General features: G+C 71.5%; 14 protein-coding genes. 7 read left to right on the top strand and 7 right to left on the bottom strand.

What is annotated here, in order from left to right; all coding sequences use genetic code 11:
* Positions 1–94: 94 nt before the first annotated feature.
* From CS0771_RS07695 to CS0771_RS07675, 5 genes are all read right to left on the bottom strand, one after another.
* The gene (locus CS0771_RS07695) at positions 95–1,162 is read right to left on the bottom strand and encodes a hypothetical protein (RefSeq protein WP_212840376.1); all 1,068 of its coding nucleotides are present in this window, start codon (positions 1,160–1,162) and stop codon (positions 95–97) included.
* 227 nt (positions 1,163–1,389) lie between these two features.
* Complete coding sequence (locus CS0771_RS07690; protein WP_212840375.1) at positions 1,390–3,426, bottom strand: DUF6077 domain-containing protein; 2,037 nt, start codon at positions 3,424–3,426, stop codon at positions 1,390–1,392.
* The gene (locus tag CS0771_RS07685; protein WP_212840374.1) at positions 3,423–5,162 is read right to left on the bottom strand and encodes a CDP-glycerol glycerophosphotransferase family protein; all 1,740 of its coding nucleotides are present in this window, start codon (positions 5,160–5,162) and stop codon (positions 3,423–3,425) included. Before CS0771_RS07685 ends, CS0771_RS07690 begins: the two co-directional genes overlap by 4 nt.
* 88 nt (positions 5,163–5,250) lie before the next feature.
* A complete protein-coding gene (locus CS0771_RS07680; RefSeq protein ID WP_212840373.1) occupies positions 5,251–6,726 on the bottom strand; it encodes a bifunctional cytidylyltransferase/SDR family oxidoreductase in 1,476 nt (491 codons plus the stop codon).
* 219 nt (positions 6,727–6,945) lie between these two features.
* Entirely contained in the window at positions 6,946–7,665 is a 720-nt protein-coding gene (locus CS0771_RS07675; protein WP_212840372.1) for a PP2C family serine/threonine-protein phosphatase, read from the bottom strand.
* Positions 7,666–7,886: 221 nt separating this feature from the next.
* On the opposite strand from CS0771_RS07675, the gene CS0771_RS07670 reads away from it, so the two are divergent.
* Complete coding sequence (locus tag CS0771_RS07670; RefSeq protein WP_244870665.1) at positions 7,887–8,870, top strand: AAA family ATPase; 984 nt, start codon at positions 7,887–7,889, stop codon at positions 8,868–8,870.
* A gap of 46 nt (positions 8,871–8,916) precedes the next feature.
* The gene (locus CS0771_RS07665) at positions 8,917–9,120 is read left to right on the top strand and encodes a hypothetical protein (protein WP_212840371.1); all 204 of its coding nucleotides are present in this window, start codon (positions 8,917–8,919) and stop codon (positions 9,118–9,120) included.
* A gap of 94 nt (positions 9,121–9,214) precedes the next feature.
* Here CS0771_RS07665 and CS0771_RS07660 read toward each other — a convergent pair whose 3' ends face one another.
* Positions 9,215–9,760, bottom strand: a complete 546-nt coding sequence (locus CS0771_RS07660; protein ID WP_212840370.1) for a hypothetical protein — start codon at positions 9,758–9,760, stop codon at positions 9,215–9,217.
* A gap of 352 nt (positions 9,761–10,112) precedes the next feature.
* On the opposite strand from CS0771_RS07660, the gene CS0771_RS07655 reads away from it, so the two are divergent.
* On the top strand, positions 10,113–12,848 hold the full coding sequence (locus tag CS0771_RS07655; protein ID WP_212840369.1) for a cellulose binding domain-containing protein: 2,736 nt from the start codon (positions 10,113–10,115) through the stop codon (positions 12,846–12,848).
* Positions 12,849–12,918: 70 nt separating this feature from the next.
* Positions 12,919–14,781: a glycoside hydrolase gene (locus CS0771_RS07650; protein ID WP_212840368.1), complete on the top strand. Its 1,863-nt coding sequence runs from the start codon at positions 12,919–12,921 to the stop codon at positions 14,779–14,781.
* Here the strand turns inward: CS0771_RS07650 and CS0771_RS07645 are convergent.
* Complete coding sequence (locus CS0771_RS07645; protein WP_244871286.1) at positions 14,708–15,751, bottom strand: IS30 family transposase; 1,044 nt, start codon at positions 15,749–15,751, stop codon at positions 14,708–14,710. The two genes, CS0771_RS07650 and CS0771_RS07645, sit on opposite strands and share 74 nt — an antisense overlap.
* 212 nt (positions 15,752–15,963) lie before the next feature.
* On the opposite strand from CS0771_RS07645, the gene CS0771_RS07640 reads away from it, so the two are divergent.
* The 3 genes from CS0771_RS07640 (at position 15,964) to idi (ending at position 18,619) form a co-directional block, all read left to right on the top strand.
* Positions 15,964–16,485, top strand: coding sequence for a sialidase family protein (locus CS0771_RS07640; protein WP_212840367.1), 522 nt, complete (start codon positions 15,964–15,966; stop codon positions 16,483–16,485).
* A gap of 158 nt (positions 16,486–16,643) precedes the next feature.
* Entirely contained in the window at positions 16,644–18,071 is a 1,428-nt protein-coding gene (gene crtI / locus CS0771_RS07635) for a phytoene desaturase family protein (protein WP_212840366.1), read from the top strand.
* The gene (idi, locus tag CS0771_RS07630; RefSeq protein ID WP_212840365.1) at positions 18,068–18,619 is read left to right on the top strand and encodes an isopentenyl-diphosphate Delta-isomerase; all 552 of its coding nucleotides are present in this window, start codon (positions 18,068–18,070) and stop codon (positions 18,617–18,619) included. The genes crtI and idi overlap by 4 nt, the downstream gene beginning before the upstream one ends.
* Positions 18,620–18,652 lie beyond the last annotated feature (33 nt).

Genomic DNA, 18,652 nt, shown 5'->3' with positions numbered 1-18,652 from the left:
TCCGGGAGACTGCAGGATCTCGGCCGCTCTTTCGTGCAGTTTCCCGGAAACTGCACACAGGTTCGTCAGGCCTTCGGCGCTGCCGTGCAGCAGTTCATGCCGTTCGGGTACGGCCGGGGCTCGACCTCGGGGCACTCGGCTGCCGGACACCGCTGGGGCGCACCGCATCGAGCGGCCCGCCGGTGACGCTTGTGCCGGTGGACGGCGCGACCTCGCCGTTGAGGCGCACCGGCGTGCCGAGTACCACCGGCTGGGCGATGACCAACTGCGGCGCGCGTTCGAAGAAGTAGTACGTGTACGCGTCCGCGATCAGCCTGACGTGGATCCGTGCCGCCCCGGCCTCGAACGTCCCGGTGCCCTCGACGTTGAACGTCCCACTCCACGGCTGCGGCGTCCCGGTGCACTGGCCCGTCAGCTGGACCGAGCTGGAGACCCCTGCGGGCTCCTGCGGCTGGATCAGCGCGATGTTCATCGTGTACCCCCCGCCGGGGCAGGTCAGCGTGCCCCTGCCGACGGCCTTGACCCGGGGGACCCGGACCTTGCTCAGGGAGCGGGCGGGGATCCACTGGATCAGCTCGACGTTCTGCTCCACCGTGACCGCCGCCGCCTCCGCGATCGGCCTGGGCAGCGCGGTCAGGTCCGGCACGCCGAACAGCACCCGGCCCCGGGTCGGCACCGTCACCTGGCAGTTCTGCTCGAACGTCAGGTTGATCCTGGTCACGGTGGTTCCGACAAGTTCCAGCTCGTGGATGGTGAAACTGCCGTACTCGGTGGCGCAGGCACGGTGATTGCCCCAGAAGGACAGGTAGGCGCCCGTCCTCGGCAACTCGTTCTTCGCGGTGTAGGTGCCGACCGCGAGAGTCTTACCCGGTGGCACCGCCACGGACAGGTCCCAGGAATCCTTGCCAGGGACCTGCCCCGACGGCGTCATCTCGTTGCCACCCGTGGTCTGCACCCGCACGTGGGACTCGCTCGACGTGACGGTGATGGCGGTGCCCGCGGTGGTGCTGGTGTAGGCGTACGCCTGCGCGCCGGAGACGGCGCTCCAGCCTTCGCCGGCGAAGGTGAACCGGGTCGGCGGCGTGGTGTCGGCGTGGGCGGGCAGGCCGGTCGCGGCGGTCGCCGCCACGACGGCGAGGCCGAGCAGGCCTCGTTGCAGCATGGTTCGCATCGTTCTCCCCGTTGACGACAAGGCCCGTGATCGCGATCATGCGCGTGGGCCGCGCCAGCTTAAGGTGCGCCCGCTGAGGCGACAATCAGCCGTCGATGCGCTGCGGACGCACCGGGCGGATGAGGCAGGCCGACAGGGTCCGTGCACACCGCAGGGGCCGGACCACGGTCCGCGAGCGGCTTGCTCGTTTCCCGGTCCGGCCCCTGCGGGGTCGTCGTTCAGGCGGCGGGAGCCGCCGTGTAGCAGACCATGCCGTTCGGGTCCGGACGGGACGCCAGCTCGGTCAGGCCCAGCTCCGGCGCCATCGCCATCGCCTTGTCGTTGCTGTCCCAGACGCAGACCGTGCCCACGCCGACCCGCTTCATCGCCGCGGTGAGCTCGGCCGCGGAAGCGTCGGAGTTCCCGTCGGCCCAGGCGCTCAGCTTGCGGCGGTCCAGCGCGAACTCGCTCTCCCAGCCGTACTCGATGAGGTAGCCGTCGCGGGCCATGACCACCGGGACCCTGCTGGTGACCATCGGCATGGCCCGCATCACGATGCTGGGCGCCAGCAGGTAACCGGCGGGACGGTCCAGGTCGCGGATCCAGAACGCGGCCACCTTGCGGCCCACCGGGATCTTCCAGGCGGGCACCGGGATGCGCAGCGCGGTGGCCCGGTCGACGAAGACGTGGCTCTTGCTGCTCCACATCGGAGTGCCGGCGAACACCAGCACCCCGACCAGCGCGGCGGCCACCGCCACCGGGATCGCCTGCGGCGCCAGGCCGCCCCGCGCCTCCAGCCGCAGCCACCGTTCCCACGGCAGCGCGACGTACATGCCGATCAGGACCGGGAACGGCACGATCCAGGGCAGGCGCCACAGCACCGGGCCCAGGCCGGTGAAGCCGTGGATGGCCTCGATGGCCCCGGGGATCAGCAGCACGGTCAGCGTGGTGACGGCACCGGCGGTGAGCAGCCGCGGCACGCCGTCGCGCACGAACAGCGCCCCGGCCCACAGCGCGAACGCGCTGATCAGCCCGATCACCCCGACCAGGACCGTACGGGCCAGCGTGCCCCGCGCGTCGTAGAACTGGAGGGTCGCCATCTCCTCGGTCATGCCGCCCAGCCAGAGCCGGAACGCGACCGTGACGGCGACCGGGTAGACGGTCAGCGCCAGCGCGGACGCGAACGCGTCGCGGACCCGGCGCATCAGCAGCAGGATCACCCAGGCCGCCCCGGCCATCACCGGCAGCAGCATGACGGAGACGGTGGACAGGCCCACCGAGGCGATCGACAGCGCGACCAGCAGCCACAGCGAGCGCCGCGCCCGGTGCTCCACCAGATCCGTGAGGTACACCCAGGCCAGCGGGATCATCGCCGAGACGAACATGCCCTTGCCCTCGGCCAGGCGGAGGTGGAACGTGCCCAGGGCCGCGTCCTCACCCGCCACCAGCAGCAGGTACGCCAGGCCGATGCCGAACACCAGCAGCGGTCGGCGCGGGGCCCAGCGGTGGGCCAGCCGCCACAGCGCCAGCGACGCGACGATCGCCAGCACGGGCAGCAGCACGAACCAGGTCGCCGAGGAGGCGTGCAGGCCGGTGGCCGCGCCCATGGCCCCGGCGAACGCCTCGAACGACGAGATCGGCGGCTGCGAGGACAGGCCCGGCAGCACCTGGTCGGTGAAGAGGAAGTCGCGCAGCGGGATCAGGTCGTGCTCGGCGATCCACACCGACTTGCCGACGTAGAAGACGTCGTCCTGCGAGTTGCGGTTGAGCACCAGCGCGATCGCCGCCATGCCCAGCGAGGCCAGCAGCACCAGCGCGCCCTGCAGCGGGGTGGTGGTGCTCGGCGCGGCCGGGCGGGGCGAGAAGCCGGTCGCGGTCAGCGTGGCGGCGCAGGCGACCAGGCCCAGCGCGATCGCCAGCCACCAGGACCAGCCGGAGGTGAGGTACGCGACCAGCACCGCCGCGCCCGCGGCCGCGACCAGGGCGACCTTCAGCAGCAGCGGGCGGCGCGCGGCGGCGCCGCCCGCCGCACCCGGCTGCTCGGCGGCCGGAGCGTCCCCGGCCACCGGCGCGGCGGCTGCCGCGGCCCGGCGGCGCAGGCTGAACGCCGTCCCGGCGACGGTCAGCACCAGCCACGTCCAGAAGAGGATCGACGGGCGGGCCGAGACGAAGAAGCCGAGGTGGTAGAGCACGGTCCACCCGGCGAAGGAGATGACGGCCGCGTCCGTGAGGGCCACCGGTGCGCCCGCCAGGAGCCGCCCGAGGCGCTCTCTCATACGGTGACTCGCTTCTTCTCTTTCAGGTCGTTGATGGCGATGGCCTGGTCGACGGCCTTCTGGAACGGCTCGTCCGAACCGGTCGGCCCGAGGATGTAGGTGCGCAGCGCGTGCCGCTTCGCGGCGAGCACGTCGAACTCGTCGGCGCGCGCCGCGTCCAGGGCGGCGGCCAGGCCGTTGAGGTTGCCGTCGATCAGGTACGACGCGGAGATGCTCGGGTTCTCCGCGACGAAGTCCTCGTCGCTGAGCCCGCTGGTGTTGACCACCGAATACGGCTTGTCGGTGAACAGGAAGTCCGAGACCACGCTGGACACGTCGGTGATCATCAGGTCGGCCTCGGCGAAGCAGTCGTACAGCTCGCCCTGGCCCGGGTAGGAGATGTCCGACTCGGGCAGCAGGTCGATCACGGCCTTGAGCGCCGCGGCGGCGGCCGGGCTGCGGGTGCCGGTCAGCGGGTGCGGCCGGAAGATGATCCGCACCCCGGGCTTCGCCGCCTGCAGCGCCTTGACGATCTGGACACCGCAGCGCACCAGCGAGGTGTGGTGCTCCTCGGTGGTCCAGCCCTCCCAGGTCGGCGCGTAGAGCACGGTCGGCGTGCCGGTGCGCTGCCGCGGCGGGGCGGCGGCCAGCTTCTGCGCGAGCTGGGTGAGCTGCGGCCGGCCCACGTGCACGAAGTGGTCGGCCGGGATGGGGACCCCGGCGGTGGCGTACCGGTCCTGGCCCGCCTGACCGGCGACCCAGATCTCGTCGTACACCTTGGTGAAGGGGTTGACGCTGGCCAGCTTGTCGCTGTCGCCATGGCCGACGAAGGTGGTGCGCAGGTGCGGCAGCCGCAGCAGGTTGATGTTGTTGCCGTTGTTGCCGGGGAACATGACCAGCTTCACCGACGACACGTCGAGCGTCAGGTACTCGGCGGCCTTCTGCACGCAGATGACCGGGGTCTTGCTGGGCTTCAGCTCGTTCCACAGGGCCGGGTTCTGGAAGATCACCAGCACCCGCTGGTCGAGCCCGTCCAGCGTGGGCAGCCACACGTTGCTCTGGTAACCGGTGCTGGCCTGGCCGCCCGCGTAGAGCACGACCTCGGGCCGGTACTCGCGCAGCGCCTTGTTGATCGCCTTCATCCGGCGGGTGCCGGACAGCCGCAGCGTGCGCTGGATGCGCCGGGCCAGGGAGTAGAGGTAGACCGCGGAGACCGCGGTGATGCCGGCCGCGCCCAGCCAGGCCGCCTCGGCCGACCACTGCGCCAGCGCCGCGAGCACCAGCACCGCCGCGGTGTGCGGCCAGTTGCCCGAGGTCGGGTCGGAGCCGACCCGCGGCTCCAGCGCCTTGACGCCGATGCCGCGCGCGGCGGCACCCGCCTGGTTCAGCTCGCGGGCCGCGGTGAGCAGGCCGATCGCGGAGACCATCAGCCACAGCAGCCAGGCACACCAGGTCGCGATGACCAGCGGGGCCGACTCGGCCAGGCCCAGCAGCAGCACCGGCATCGCCGCGGTGCGCAGCGCGCTGCGCAGGTGCACGTCGAACGAGGCCCGCGCCAGCACCCGGTGCAGCTTGTCGAACTCGTCGCGCCGGGTGTACCACTCGGCGAACTGCCCCGCGGCCACCACCAGCGCGGTGAGCGCGGCCCAGCCCACGGCGGCGGTGGCCAGCGCGAGCGGAATCGAGACGAGCATGAGGCCGGTGAGGGCGATTCCGGGGAGGTTCGAGCCGAGCACGCGCCGGACATCGCTGACCATCAAGTGCATCCTTTCGCGGTTGTGCCTGCGCGGGAGGTGACCGGGTACGGCAGGACGCCGTCCGGCGCGGGCCGGACGGCGCTGCTCACTACCAGCGGGAACCCTCGGAGGGGGTTTCCATGTCCTCGGCGAGGAAGGTGTACGGGTCCACCGGGCCGGCGCTGCGCTCGCCCTGCCGGACGTCGATGATGTGGCCGGTCCAGCTGGAGATCAGCACGTCGACCGAGGTGAGCGCGACCGTGCCGGCGTCGAGCAGCGAGTTCTCGGGCTCGTCGCCGAAGGCCTTGGTGCGCATCGGGGTGCGGGTGCGCTCCGGGTTGATGCAGTTGACCCGCACGCCGTGGTCGGACCACTCGTCGGCCAGCGCCTGCGTCAGGTTGACGATCGCGGCCTTGGTGGAGGAGTAGAGCGAGTAGTCCGCGCGGCCGCGGGTGTACGAGCTGGACGTGTAGAACAGCAGCGAACCCTGGGTCTCGCGCAGGTACCGCAGCGACTCGCGGGCCAGCACGACGGGGCCGAGGTAGTTGACCCGGACCGTCTCGTCGATGATCGACTCGTCCACCTCGTCGATCTTGCCGATGTGCAGGACACCGGCCGTGTTCACGATGAAGTCGATCCGGCCCGTCTCCGCGTACGCCTGCGCGAGCGCGGCCTTGACGTGCGCCGGGTTCTCCAGGTGGGTGCCGGTCAGGCTCCGGCTGAACCGGTAGACCTTCGCGCCGTACGACTCCAGCAGGTCGGCCGTCTCGCCGCCGATGCCGTAGCTGCCGCCCAGCACCACCGCGGTGCGCCCGGCGATGCCCGCCTCGTACGCCTCGCGGGTCGGCTGCACCGGCGCGAGGTGGGAGCCGAGCTGGAACAGCCGGTCGGCCAGGTAGATATCGACCGGGTGCGTGATCTTCATGTTCTGCTCGCTGCCGTGCACCACGTAGATCGGCACCTCGGGCAGGTAGCGCCGGACCACGCCGCAGTCGTCCGTGGCCTTGAAGTCCGGGTCCTGCATGGCCAGCTCGTACGCCCGGCGCAGCACCGAGAGCCGGAAGCCCTGCGGGGTCTGGCCGCGGCGGAGCTTGGCGCGGTCCGGGATGTCGCTGATGATCTCGCCGCCCTCGGCCGGCTCCGTCACGATGATCGTGTCGGCCGACGGGATGGCCACGTCGATCGCCTCGTGCCTGCCCAGCGCGGTCACGCAGTCGCCGATGATGCGCTGGTCCACCAGCGGGCGCACCGCGTCGTGCAGCAGGATGTTGCACTCGCGGCCGTCCAGCGCGGCGATGGCCTTCATCGTGGTCTCGCTGCGGGTCGAGCCGCCGGCGAGCACGGTGATCGGCTTGTCGGAGCCGAGGTCGGCGACGATCTTCTCGACGTCCTCGACGAAGTTCGGGGTCATCAAAATGATGATCTCGGCGATGCGGTCGGTGGCGACGAACGTCTCCAGCGTGTGCCGCAGCACCGGTTTGCCGGCGACCTTGATGAGCTGCTTGGGCAGCTTCAGGCCGATGCGCTCGCCGGTCCCACCCGCAAGGATGACAGCGACAGTGGTCAGACGATCCCCGTCGATCATTGGTGAGGCTCCGAGCGGTGGAGCAGCCGACGGCCATGGCAGGGCCACCCGGGCCCGCGGAGAACCCGCCGTGAACCGGCGGAATTGGGGTGTGGCCGTACAGACTGCGAGGGGTGGACCGGACCCGGGAATGTTAGCAGCGGCTAGAGAGCCTGTTCAACCGCCGTTCAACCGCCCGCCGTCCCACGACACAGGACGACAGCGGGCGGCTGCGCTCAGTTAACCCTCGGCTGTGACATCGGCCACGACCACGGTCACATTGTCCGGCGCACCGGCCGTGAGCGCTCGCTTGATCAGCTGGTCGGCGCATGCGCCGGGGTCCACCGGGGCGGCCAACGCCTCCGCGATCGCCTCATCCGCCACGATGTCGGACAACCCGTCACTGCACAGCAGCAACCGGTCACCGGGGGCCAGCACCAGCGCCATCACCGTCGGCGTGAACTCCCGGCCCTGCACCGCCTGCGTGATGATCGACCGGTGCGGGTGGTGACGCGCCTCCTCCGGGCTGAGCAGCCCGCGCTCGACCATCGCCTGGACCAGGGTGTCGTCGACGGTCAGCTGGCTGAGCCGCCCCTCCCGCAGCAGGTAGGCGCGCGAGTCGCCGACGTGCAGCAGCGTGGCGTGGTCCGGTCCGAGCAGCAGCGCGGTCAGCGTGGTGCCCATGCCGTCGCTGGCCGGGTCGGCGTCGATCGCGGCGCGGATCCGGCCGTTGGCCACCGCGAGCGTCGCCAGCAGCGCGTCCGCGCCGTTCTCGGCCGGATCCTGCTCCAGCGGGGACAGCGACTCGATCAGGATCTGGCTGGCCACCTCGCCGGACGGCGAGCCGCCGACCCCGTCGGCCACCGCCACGAACCGCCTGCCCGCGTAGGCCGAGTCCTCGTTGTTCTCGCGGACGAGGCCGACGTCGGTGCGGGCGACGGCGTGCAGGATCACGGTCATGCCCCATAGCCTGCCTATAAGAGGGCCGTTTGTCTTTAAGCAGTTGTACGTATCCTGCCCCGCCCGCGCGTCGCCACCGCTGCGACCCTGATCAGCGGCGTGGACGGGCCGAGTGGACCCGGTAAACGGTACGGATCTCCGACCGCGCGGCGACCGTGGCCTGGCGCACGGCCGCTCACCGGCGTGCGCCGCGCCGTGCGCCTGGTACGTAAGGTGAAGCGGTGACCGCGGTGTCGATGGTGGGGCGTGAGGCGGAGCGGCAGGAGCTGCTGCTTCGCTGGTCCGGGCCGCGCTCCGGCGGCCGCCCCGACGTCGTCCTCATCACGGGCGCGGCCGGCATCGGCAAGTCCCGGCTGGCGGCCAGCGCCGTGGCGGCCTTCTCACCGGCCCCGGCGGTGGTGCTGTCCGGCGCGGCGCGGCTGCACTCGCCCGCGCCGTACGACTGGCTGGCCGCCGTGCTCAGCGGCCGCGACACCCACGACCTGCCGGTGCCCGCCGGAGGTCTGGCCTGGCTGGCGCAGGATCCGCACGCGCCGAACGAGCGCTACGCGCCCGAGGCGCTGCTGCGGCTGGCCGTGCGGACGGTCCGCGCACTGGTCGGCACCGGTCCCGCGGTGCTCGTCGTGGAGGACCTGCACGCGCTCGACCCGGCCAGCCTGAATCTGATCGGCGAGCTGGCCACCGCGCCCGGCCTGCCCGCGCTGCTGCTGGTCACCAGCCGGCTGCCCGACTCGGCGGATTCGCCGGAGCTGGTGGCCCGCACGCTGGCCCGGCTGTCCGGCGCGCCCGGCGCGATCCGGCAGCACCTGCCCCCGCTGGGCACGGCCGAGATCGCCGGGATCATCGCGCAGGTGCACGGCGACGTGCCCGCGCAGCTGGCCGCGGCGGTCCGCGAGCGCACCGGGGGCAATCCGTACTGGCTGGTCGAGCTGCTGGCCGCGACGGCCGGGCGGGACGCGGCGGCCCTGCTGCGCGAGCCGCTGCCGGGTCATTTGCGGACGGCCGCCACGCCGGAGCCGGCCGATTTGACCGCGCGCGAGCAGGAGGTCCTCGGCTGCCTCGCGGCCGGGATGTCGAACAAGCAGATGGCCCGCGAGCTGGACATCTCCATCCGGACGGTGGCCGTGCACGTGTCGAATCTGCTGCGCAAGACCGGCTCGGCGTCGCGCACCGAGGCGGCGCTGTGGGCGGTCCGGCGAGGCTGACGCGCCGTGTGCGCTATTTGTCCCTTTTCTTCGCTAAGCTGACCGGGTGCAGCTGACCTTCATCCGCAAGACGGTGCTGTCCGGCGACACAAACTGCCCGTCGCTCTACCGCACCGACCGGGACACCTTCGTCGTACAGGGCTGGCGGGTCACCGATCCCGACGCCCTGCGCCAGCTCGACATCCCCGACCACGAGACGGTCGTCGAGGTCCCGTCGGACGTGCTCGCCGAGATCGCGCGCGCCCTCTGACCGGCGTTCCGCCGGAGCACCACCGGCCGGAACGTTAAGAAGGGCACCTTCTTCTACGGAATCCGTCAAGAAGGTGCCCTTCCTTTTCTTTCTTTCAGTCTTCGAGTTCTTCGACGAGGTCCTCGTCGGAGCGGCGGCGACGGCGGCGGCGGATGGACGGCATGGCCATCACGAAGCCGACCTCGCGGCGGCGGCGGTAGTAGTGGCGGCGGCGCGGGCCGGCGATCGCGTACACGATCGACGTGATGACGCCGAAGACGACGTAGACGCCGAGGATGACGATGCCGCCCGCGTCCTTGATGCTGAACACGCCGCCGTCGCCGAAGGTCGGCAGCAGCAGCATCGCCAGCACGGCCCAGGTGATCATGCCCCAGACCAGGCCGGTGCCCACGGCGGGCACGATCTGGCCGCGGATGAACTTGCCGACGAACGCGCCGAACAGGCCGCCGGTCGCACCCGCGACGACGAGCACCATCACCCACGCGGTGGAGGCGTCGGTCTCGCCGACGAGCTGGGCATACGGCTTGATGTGACCGGTGATCTGCAGCGCCAGGGCCAGGAACAGGCCGCCGGCGACACCGCCGACCACGCCGGCACCGGTCCGGCTGATCAGGTTCACCTGGGGGGTGTATTCACTCATGATCGGGCTCCGGAGGGGTTGAGGGTTGCGCGCGAACCCTACAACGGCCGGGCAACCTGCACCTAACCAATGTCTCCTATGTGATCGAAGATCGCACGGGGCCTCACAGCCGTCCCGCCGCCGGTCACATAGGACGCTAGTTCGTTGGCACATCAAACTATTGACACGCTTGTAAGAAGCGTGTGAACCTCTCCACGGGACCGGCGCGCGCAGCCGAGGGCAGTCCCGCGCAACGCATACGCACGTGCCGTCGCCGCTCGGTGACACAGGCACGGCGGCGGTTGCTCACTGCCCTGGGCCCGCCCTGTCTCCTGTGCGCCTGGCGGCACCGTCCTCCACTGGAGAGCCACAGATGCAACCCCGAGCCCGAAGAACCCGCACCCTCGCCGGCACCATCGCCGCGACCTTGACCGCCGGCGCGCTGGCGGTCGTCACCCAGCTGGCCGGGGGCACCCCGGCCGCGGCCGCCGCGTCCGAGCCGTACACCTGGAAGAACGTCCGGATCGACGGCGGCGGCTTCGTCCCCGGCATCATCTTCAACCAGACCGAGCAGAACCTGATCTACGCCCGCACCGACATCGGCGGCGCGTACCGCTGGAACCAGGCGACCAGCAGCTGGATCCCGCTGCTGGACCAGTTCGGCTGGGACAGGTGGGGTTACAACGGCGTGCTGAGCATGGCCACCGACCCGGTGCAGACGAACAAGGTGTACGCCGCGGTCGGCATGTACCTCAACAGCTGGGACCCCAACAACGGCGCCATCCTGCGCTCCTCGGACAAGGGCGCCACCTGGGCGGTCACCGAGCTGCCATTCAAGGTCGGCGGCAACATGCCCGGCCGCGGCATGGGCGAGCGGCTGGCGATCGACCCGAACCGCAACAGCACCCTCTACTTCGGCACCGAGGCCGGCAACGGCCTGTGGCGCAGCACCGACTCGGGCGTGACCTGGGCGAAGGTCACCAACTTCCCGAACGTCGGCAACTACGTGCAGGACGCCGCGGACACCAACAACTACCTGAACTTCAACCAGGGCGTGGTGTGGGTCGCGTTCGACAAGTCGACCGGCACCGCGGGCAACACCACCCAGGCGATCTACGTCGGCGTCGCCGACCTGCAGAACACGGTGTACCGCAGCCTCAACGGCGGCACCAGCTGGGAGCGGGTCGCGGGCCAGCCCACCGGCTTCCTCGCGCACCAGGGTGAGATCGCGGGCGGCTACCTCTACATCACCACCAGCGACAAGGGCGGCCCGTACGACGGCGGCCACGGCGATGTGTGGAAGATGCAGCTGTCCACCGGCGCCTGGACCCAGATCAGCCCCGTGCCGTCGACGGACACCAACAACAACTGGTTCGGCTACTCCGGCCTGTCCATCGACAAGCAGAACCCGAACACGCTGATGGTCACCGGCTACAGCTCCTGGTACCCGGACACGTTCATCTGGCGCAGCACCGACGGCGGCGCGACCTGGCGGCAGTTCTACGACTACGCCTGGCCGAACCGGACCAACCGCTACACGCTGAACATCACCGGCGTGCCGTGGCTGGACTTCAACGAGCAGAAGTCGGCCCCGGAGCAGTCGCCGAAGCTGGGCTGGATGACCGAGGCGCTGGAGATCGACCCGTTCAACTCCAACCGCATGCTGTTCGGCACCGGCGCGACCATCTACGGCACCACCAACCTCACCGCGCTGGACACCGGCGGCACGGTCGCGCTGAGCCCGTTCATCAAGGGGCTGGAGGAGACCGCGGTGCTCGACCTGATCAGCCCGCCCAGCGGCACCTCCCCGCTGATCTCGGGCGTCGGCGACATCGGCGGCTTCCGGCACACCAACCTCGACGTGGTCCCGGACATGTTCGACATGCCGTACTTCGGCAGCACGAACAGCATCGACTTCGCCGAGCTGAACCCGAGCTACGTGGTCCGGGTCGGCAAGGGCGCGCGTACGGCCAACGGCCAGACCAACATCGGCGTCTCCTCCGACGGCGGCGCGAACTGGTGGTCGGGCAGCTCGCCGAGCGGCGCGCAGGGCGGCACGGTGGCGCTCAACGCCAACGGCACCCGCGTGGTGTGGAGCACCGAGGCCAACGGCGTCTTCTACGCCACCAGCTTCGGCGGCGGCTTCAGCCAGGCCTCCGGCGTGCCCGCCACAGCCGAGGTCGAGGCGGACCGGGTCAACGCCAACAAGTTCTACGCCTCGTACAACAACACGTTCTACGTCAGCACCAACGGCGGCCAGAGCTTCTCCACGGCCGCGACCGGCCTGGGCGTGATCTCGGGCTTCAAGGCGATGCCCGGCGTCGAGGGTGAGATCTGGCTGGCCAGCGACACCGGCCTGTACCGCTCCACCAACTCGGGCACGTCGTTCACCAAGTTCGCCGCGTCGGCGAGCGGCGTGAGCGTCGGCTTCGGCAAGGCGGCGCCCGGCCGCACCAACATGGCGGTCTACACCATGGCCACCATCGACGGCGTGCGCGGCGTGTACCGCTCCAACGACGCCGGGGCGAGCTGGGTGCGCATCAACGACAACCAGCGCCAGTGGGGCAACGCCGGTGACGCGATCACCGGTGACCCGCGCACGTACGGCCGCGTCTACCTGGGCACCAACGGCCGCGGCATCCTCTACGGCGACAGCACCGTGACGCCGTCGAGCCCGCCGCCGAGCCCGTCCGCCTCGGTGTCCGCGTCCCCGTCCGCGTCGGCCTCGCCCAGCGCGTCGCCCTCGGCCTCCCCGAGCGCGTCGCCGTCGGCTTCGCCGAGCCCGTCCTCGCAGGCCGGCAAGGCGTGCACGGCCACGTACCGGATCGTCCAGTCGTGGCCGAACGGCTTCCAGGGCGAGCTCAAGGTGACCAGCACCGGCACCGTCGCCACGACGGGCTGGCGGGTCAGCTTCACCTACGGCGCGGGCCAGGTGATCAGCAACATGTGGGGCGGCATCCGCACCCAGACCGGCTCCGCGGTCCAGGTCGTCAACGAGGCCTGGAACGGCGCGCTGGCGCCCACCACCAGCACCACGGCGGGCTTCAACGCCTCCTGGAACAACACCTCGAACCCGATCCCGGCGCCGGTGTCCTGCACCGCGCTGTGATCGCCCCCGGATGGCGCGAGGCGTCCCTCCCTGCGGAGGGGCGCCTCGCGCTCGTACAGAGAGGAACCAGATGAGCCAGGCACGTATCTCCCGGCGCGTTCTCTTCGGCGCGGTCGGCGCGATGGGCGCGGCCGCCGGGGCGGGGCTGCTCGGCGCGCCCGCGTCGGCCGGCCAGGGCTACCGCTGGCGCAACGTCGAGATCGTCGGGGGCGGCTTCGTCCCCGGCATCGTGTTCAACCAGTCCGAACCGGGCCTCGTGTACGCGCGTACCGACATCGGCGGGGCGTACCGCTGGCACCCGGCCACCGGCCGGTGGATCCCGCTGCTGGACTGGATCGGCTGGGCGAAGTGGGGCTGGTCCGGGGTGGCCAGCCTGGCCACCGACGCCCGCGACCCGGACCGGGTCTACGTCGCGGTGGGCACCTACACCAACGACTGGGACCCGAACAACGGCGCCGTGCTGCGCTCGCGCGACCGGGGCCGCACCTGGCAGGTCACCGAGCTGCCGTTCAAGCTGGGCGGCAACATGCCCGGCCGGGGCATGGGCGAGCGGCTGGCCATCGACCCGCACCGCAACAGCGTGCTCTACCTGGGCGCGCCCAGCGGCCACGGCCTGTGGCGCAGCACCGACCACGGCGCGAGCTGGGCGCAGGTCACCGCGTTCCCGAACCCGGGCACCTACCGCGCCGACCCGAACGACACCAGCGGCTACTCCAGCGACCTGCAGGGCGTGGTGTGGGTGGTGTTCGACCCGCGTACGGGCGGCCGCCGCCGAGGCACGCAGACGATCTACGTGGGCGTGGCCGACAAGGACAACCCGCTCTACCGCTCCACCGACGGCGGCGCGACCTGGGCCGCGGTGCCGGGCGCGCCGACCGGGCACGTGCCGCACAAGGGCGTGCTCGACCACGAGGGCGGCTTCCTCTATCTGGCCACCAGCGACACCGGCGGCCCGTACGACGGCGGCTCCGGCAAGGTCTGGAAGCTCGACACCGCCACCGGCGCCTGGACCGACATCACCCCGGAGAGCGGCTCCTGGGGCTACTCCGGTCTCACCATCGACCGGCAGCGGCCGGGCACGCTGATGGTGGCCACGCAGATCGCGTGGTGGCCGGACGTGGTCTTCTTCCGCACCACCGACGGCGGCGCGACCTGGACCCGCTCCTGGGACTGGGGCGCCTGGCCGAACCGCGTCAAGCGCTACGACCTCGACATCACCGATGCGCCCTGGCTGACCTGGAACGCCGTGCCGCCGCTGCCGGAGGAGGCGCCCAAGCTGGGCTGGATGACCGAGTCGCTGGAGATCGACCCGTTCGACTCCGGCCGCCTGCTCTACGGCACCGGCGCGACGATCTACGCCACCGACAACCTGACCGACTGGGACACCGGCGGCACGGTGCACATCGAGGTCCGCGCCCGCGGCCTGGAGGAGACCGCCGTGCTCGACCTGGTCAGCCCGCCGGTCGGGGCGCACCTCATCTCGGCGGTGGGTGACGTGGGCGGCTTCGTGCACCACGACTTCGCCAACCCGGGCCTGATGTTCGACAATCCGACCCACGGCAGCACCACCGGCCTCGACTTCGCGGGGCTGGTGCCCGCCACGGTGGTGCGGGTGGGCAACCCGACGAACGGGACCCGCTTCGGCATCTCCTACGACGGCGGGGCGACGTGGACGCCCGCGGCCACCCAGCCGGACGGGATCTCCGGGGGCGGCCGGATCGCGGTCAGCGCCGACGGCGCGCACGTGGTGTGGTCGCCGGACGGCGCGGCGGTGCACCACTCCGCCGACGGCGGCGCGACCTGGACCCCGAGCAGCGGCGGGCGGATTCTAGGGGTCGTTGCAACACGTGGTTGGTTGTCTAGGCCGCGAGCAGTGTACGCAGGCGCTCGGCTGGGGTTTCCCAGCCGAGCGTTTTGCGTGGTCGGCCGTTGAGTTCGACGGCGACGGCGTCGAGGTGGTCACGGCTGTGGACGGATAGATCGGTTCCCTTGGGGAAGTACTGCCGCAGCAGGCCGTTGGTGTTCTCGTTCGAGCCGCGCTGCCATGGGCTGCCCGGATCGCAGAAGTAGACCGGAATGTCGGTGGCCACGCTGAAGGCGTGGTGGGCGGCCATTTCGGATCCCTGGTCCCAGGTGAGGGAGCGGACCAGGTGGGCCGGTAGGGCTTGCACTGTCGCCTGGAGGGCGTCGCGCATGTGTTCGGCGCTGCGGCCGGTGGGCAGGTGGACGAGCATGACGTAGCGGGTGGAGCGTTCGACGAGCGTTCCGATGGCCGAACCGCCGTCCTTGCCGATGATCAGATCGCCTTCCCAATGGCCGGGCACGGCACGGTCCTCGACCTCGGCCGGCCGCTCGCTGATCATGACCATGGGGTGCGTGAACCGTGGCTGGCGGCTGGCCGCCTGCCGGTGCGGCTTGCGACGGGCACGGCCGGTGCGCAGCGCACGGGTGAGTTCGCGGCGTAGCTCGCCTCGGCCCTGAACGTAGAGGGCCTGGTAGATCGTCTCGTGGACCACGTGCATCTCCGGCCGCGCGGGGAATCGTCTGCGCAGAGCCTGACAGATCTGTTCCGGGCTCCACCGTTTGTCCAGGTGATCCTGGATGAAGTCCCGCAGGGCGGCATTCTCTCCGATCTTGCCGGGCTTGGGGCGTGGTCGGCGGCCGTCGGCCCGGGCCTGAGCGGCATACGGTCGGTACTGGCCGTTACCCGGATGCCGATTACGGCGGATCTCCCGGCTGATGGTGGACGGGCTGCGGCCGAGCTCTGCGGCTATCGCCCGCACCGAGGCCTTGTCCCGCAGCCGGTCGGCGATGTGGAGACGATCAGCCTCCTGCAGATACCTCGACGACGCTCCGGGCGCCCGCTCTGCCTGAGCGGGCGCCCGGAGCCGGTTGGGGGCCATCCGGCCGTTGCGCCACTCGCGTCCGGTCCGTTCATGAACACCGACGCGTCGGGACGCCTCCCTGTTGCCATAGCCCTGCTGCACGAGCCGGAAGTATTCCTCCCGTTCAGCACGCAGCTTCTTCGGCCCCTGCGCCGTACGGTCAGTACGGATCTTGAAGTCCATCGCACCCCTTGAACTGGGGTGTTGCGACAACCACCAGAACTCAAGGCGTGCCCGCCGGGGCGCGGGTGGAGTCGGACCGGGTCGCCGCACGCACCGTGTACGCCTTCGCCGCCGGGACGTTCTACGTCAGCACCGACGGCGGGGCCTCCTTCACCGCCGCGGCGACCGGGCTGCCGGCCGAGGGCGACGTGCGCTTCCAGGCCGTGCCGGGCATCGCGGGCGACGTCTGGCTCGCGGGCGGCAAGACCGGCCTCGCGTACGGCATGTGGCGCTCGACCGACGGCGGGGCCACGTTCGCACGGCTGCGGGGCGTGGACGAGGCGGACAACGTGGGCTTCGGCAAGGCTGCCCCCGGCCGCGCCTACCCGGCCGTCTTCTCCAGCGCGAAGGTGCGCGGTGTACGCGGGGTCTTCCGCTCGGACGACGCCGGACGGCGCTGGGTCCGGGTGAACGACGACCGGCACCAGTGGGCCTGGACCGGGGCCGCGATCACCGGCGACCCGCGCGTGCACGGCCGCGTCTACGTCGGCACCAACGGCCGCGGCATCATCGTGGGCGACCTGCACTGACCCGCGACGACGCGGCGACCGCGCCTCGGGCCGCCGGGCTGCGCCCGATTTCGCACCGGCTCGGGGGCGGTCACCGCGGGTTGTCAGATATCGGGCAAACAGGGCGGCTCGCTGTCCATTCGGGCAGAACGTGGCGACGATCATGCCACCATGAATTCGTGCGAACCGTACTGGGACCGACAAATCGTGTGATTGTGGTCGGAGCGGGTCTCGGCGGACTGTCCTGCGCGCTGCATCTCGCGGGGGCCGGCCGCGAGGTGACCGTGATCGAGCGCTCCGGCGCGCCCGGCGGCCAGGTCGGGGTGCTGGAGCTGGACGGGCACCGGTTCGACACCGGCCCGACCATGATCACCGCGCCGGACCTGCTGGCCGAGCCGCTCGCGGCGGTCGGCGAGCACCTGCACGACTGGGTCGACCTGATCCGCCTCGACCCGGCGTACCGCGCGCACTTCCCCGACGGCACCACGCTGGACGTGCACGCCGACACCGACCGGATGGTCGCCGCCATCGCGAAGCTGTGCGGCGGCAAGGAGGCCGCGGGCTACCTGCGCTTCCAGCGCTGGGCGCGGCGGCTGCAGCAGTTCGAGCGGCGCGATCCGCACGGGCACTGGCGCACCTTGGCCACGGAGGGCGCCCGGCGGCGGCTCACCGACTTCTTCGCCGACCCGCGTACCCAGCGCCTGTTCTCCTTCCGCAACCTGTTCACCGGCCGTGACCACGCCGCCGCCTCCTACCTGGACACGGTCAGCGAGGTCTGGTATCCGCGCGGCGGCATGCACGCGGTGCCCCGGGCGCTGGCCGCCGCGGCCGAGAAGCACGGCGTGACCTTCCGCTACCACACGCAGGTCACCTCGGTGGAGACCCGCGCGGGCCGCGCGGTGGCGGTGCACACCGCCGACGGCGAGCGGCTCACCGCCGACACCGTGGTGCTCAACCCGGACCTGCCCGCGGCGTACAGCCTGCTGCCCGGCATGGCCCCGGCCCGGCTGCGGCGGCTCACCCCGTCGCCGTCGTGCGTGGTGCTGCACCTGGGCACTCGCGACGACCGGGGCGGCTACCAGCGCATCGCGCACCACAACCTGCACTTCGGCCGCTCCTGGCGGCAGACCTTCGACGAGGTGGTCAACCGCGGCGAGCTGATGAGCGACCCGTCGATCCTGGTCACCAACCCGAGCCGGACCGATCCCACAGCCGCGCCCGCGGGGCGGCAGACGTACCAGGTGGTGGCCCCGGTGCCGAACCTGCGGACCGCGCCCGTGCGCTGGGACGGCCCGGTGGGACGGCGCTACGCCGGGGAGCTGATGGCCACCCTGGAGGCACGCGGCTACCTGGACTTCGGAGCCGACCTCAAGCTGTCCTACGTGGTGACCCCGGACGACTGGGCGCGGCAGGGCATGGCCTTCGGCACCCCCTTCGCGAGCGCGCACACGCTGCGGCAGAGCGGCCCGCTGCGGCCGGGTAACCTGCATCCAACCCTGAGTAATGTTGTCTTCACAGGGTCCGGCACCCGTCCCGGCGTCGGCGTACCCATGGTGCTGATCTCGGGCCGGGCGGCGGCACGTCGAGTGGTCGGAGCACGCGCATGAGGTCTCGGGAAGAGGACCTGGTCGAGCTGGTGGACGCGGCCGGCGCCCCCTGCGGCAAGGCCACCGTCGCCCAGGCGCACAGCGCCCCGGGGATGCGGCACCGGGCGTTCTCCGTACACCTGCTGGACGGCACCGGGCGGCTGCTGCTGCAGCAGCGCGCCGCGGTGAAGACCCGGTTCGCGCTGCGCTGGGCCAACGCCGCCTGCGGCCACCCCGGACCGGGCGAGGACCTGGTCACCGCCGCGGCCCGGCGGCTGGCCGAGGAGATCGGCGTACGCGGCGTCGAGCTGACCGAGATCGGCGTGTACGCGTACCGCGCCGAGGACCCGGCGACCGGCCGTGTCGAGGACGAGTACGACCACGTGCTGCTCGGCATCCTGGACGCCGACACCGAGCCGCCGCGCCCGGACCCCGCCGAGGTCGCGGCGCTGCGCTGGGTGCACCCCGCCGACCTGCTGAGCCGCCTGGCCGAACAGCCGGACGAGTTCGCGCCGTGGCTGGCCGGCGTCACCGGCGTCGCGGTGCCCGCGCTCGGCGACTTCTCCTGAGCCTTGTGACGCGTATCTCAATCGTGTCCTGAA

It is taken from the genome of Catellatospora sp. IY07-71 (assembly GCF_018326265.1).
Lineage (GTDB): Bacteria > Actinomycetota > Actinomycetes > Mycobacteriales > Micromonosporaceae > Catellatospora.
Note: the sequence above shows the minus strand (reverse complement) of the source record. Positions and strands in the feature narration are given on the sequence as shown.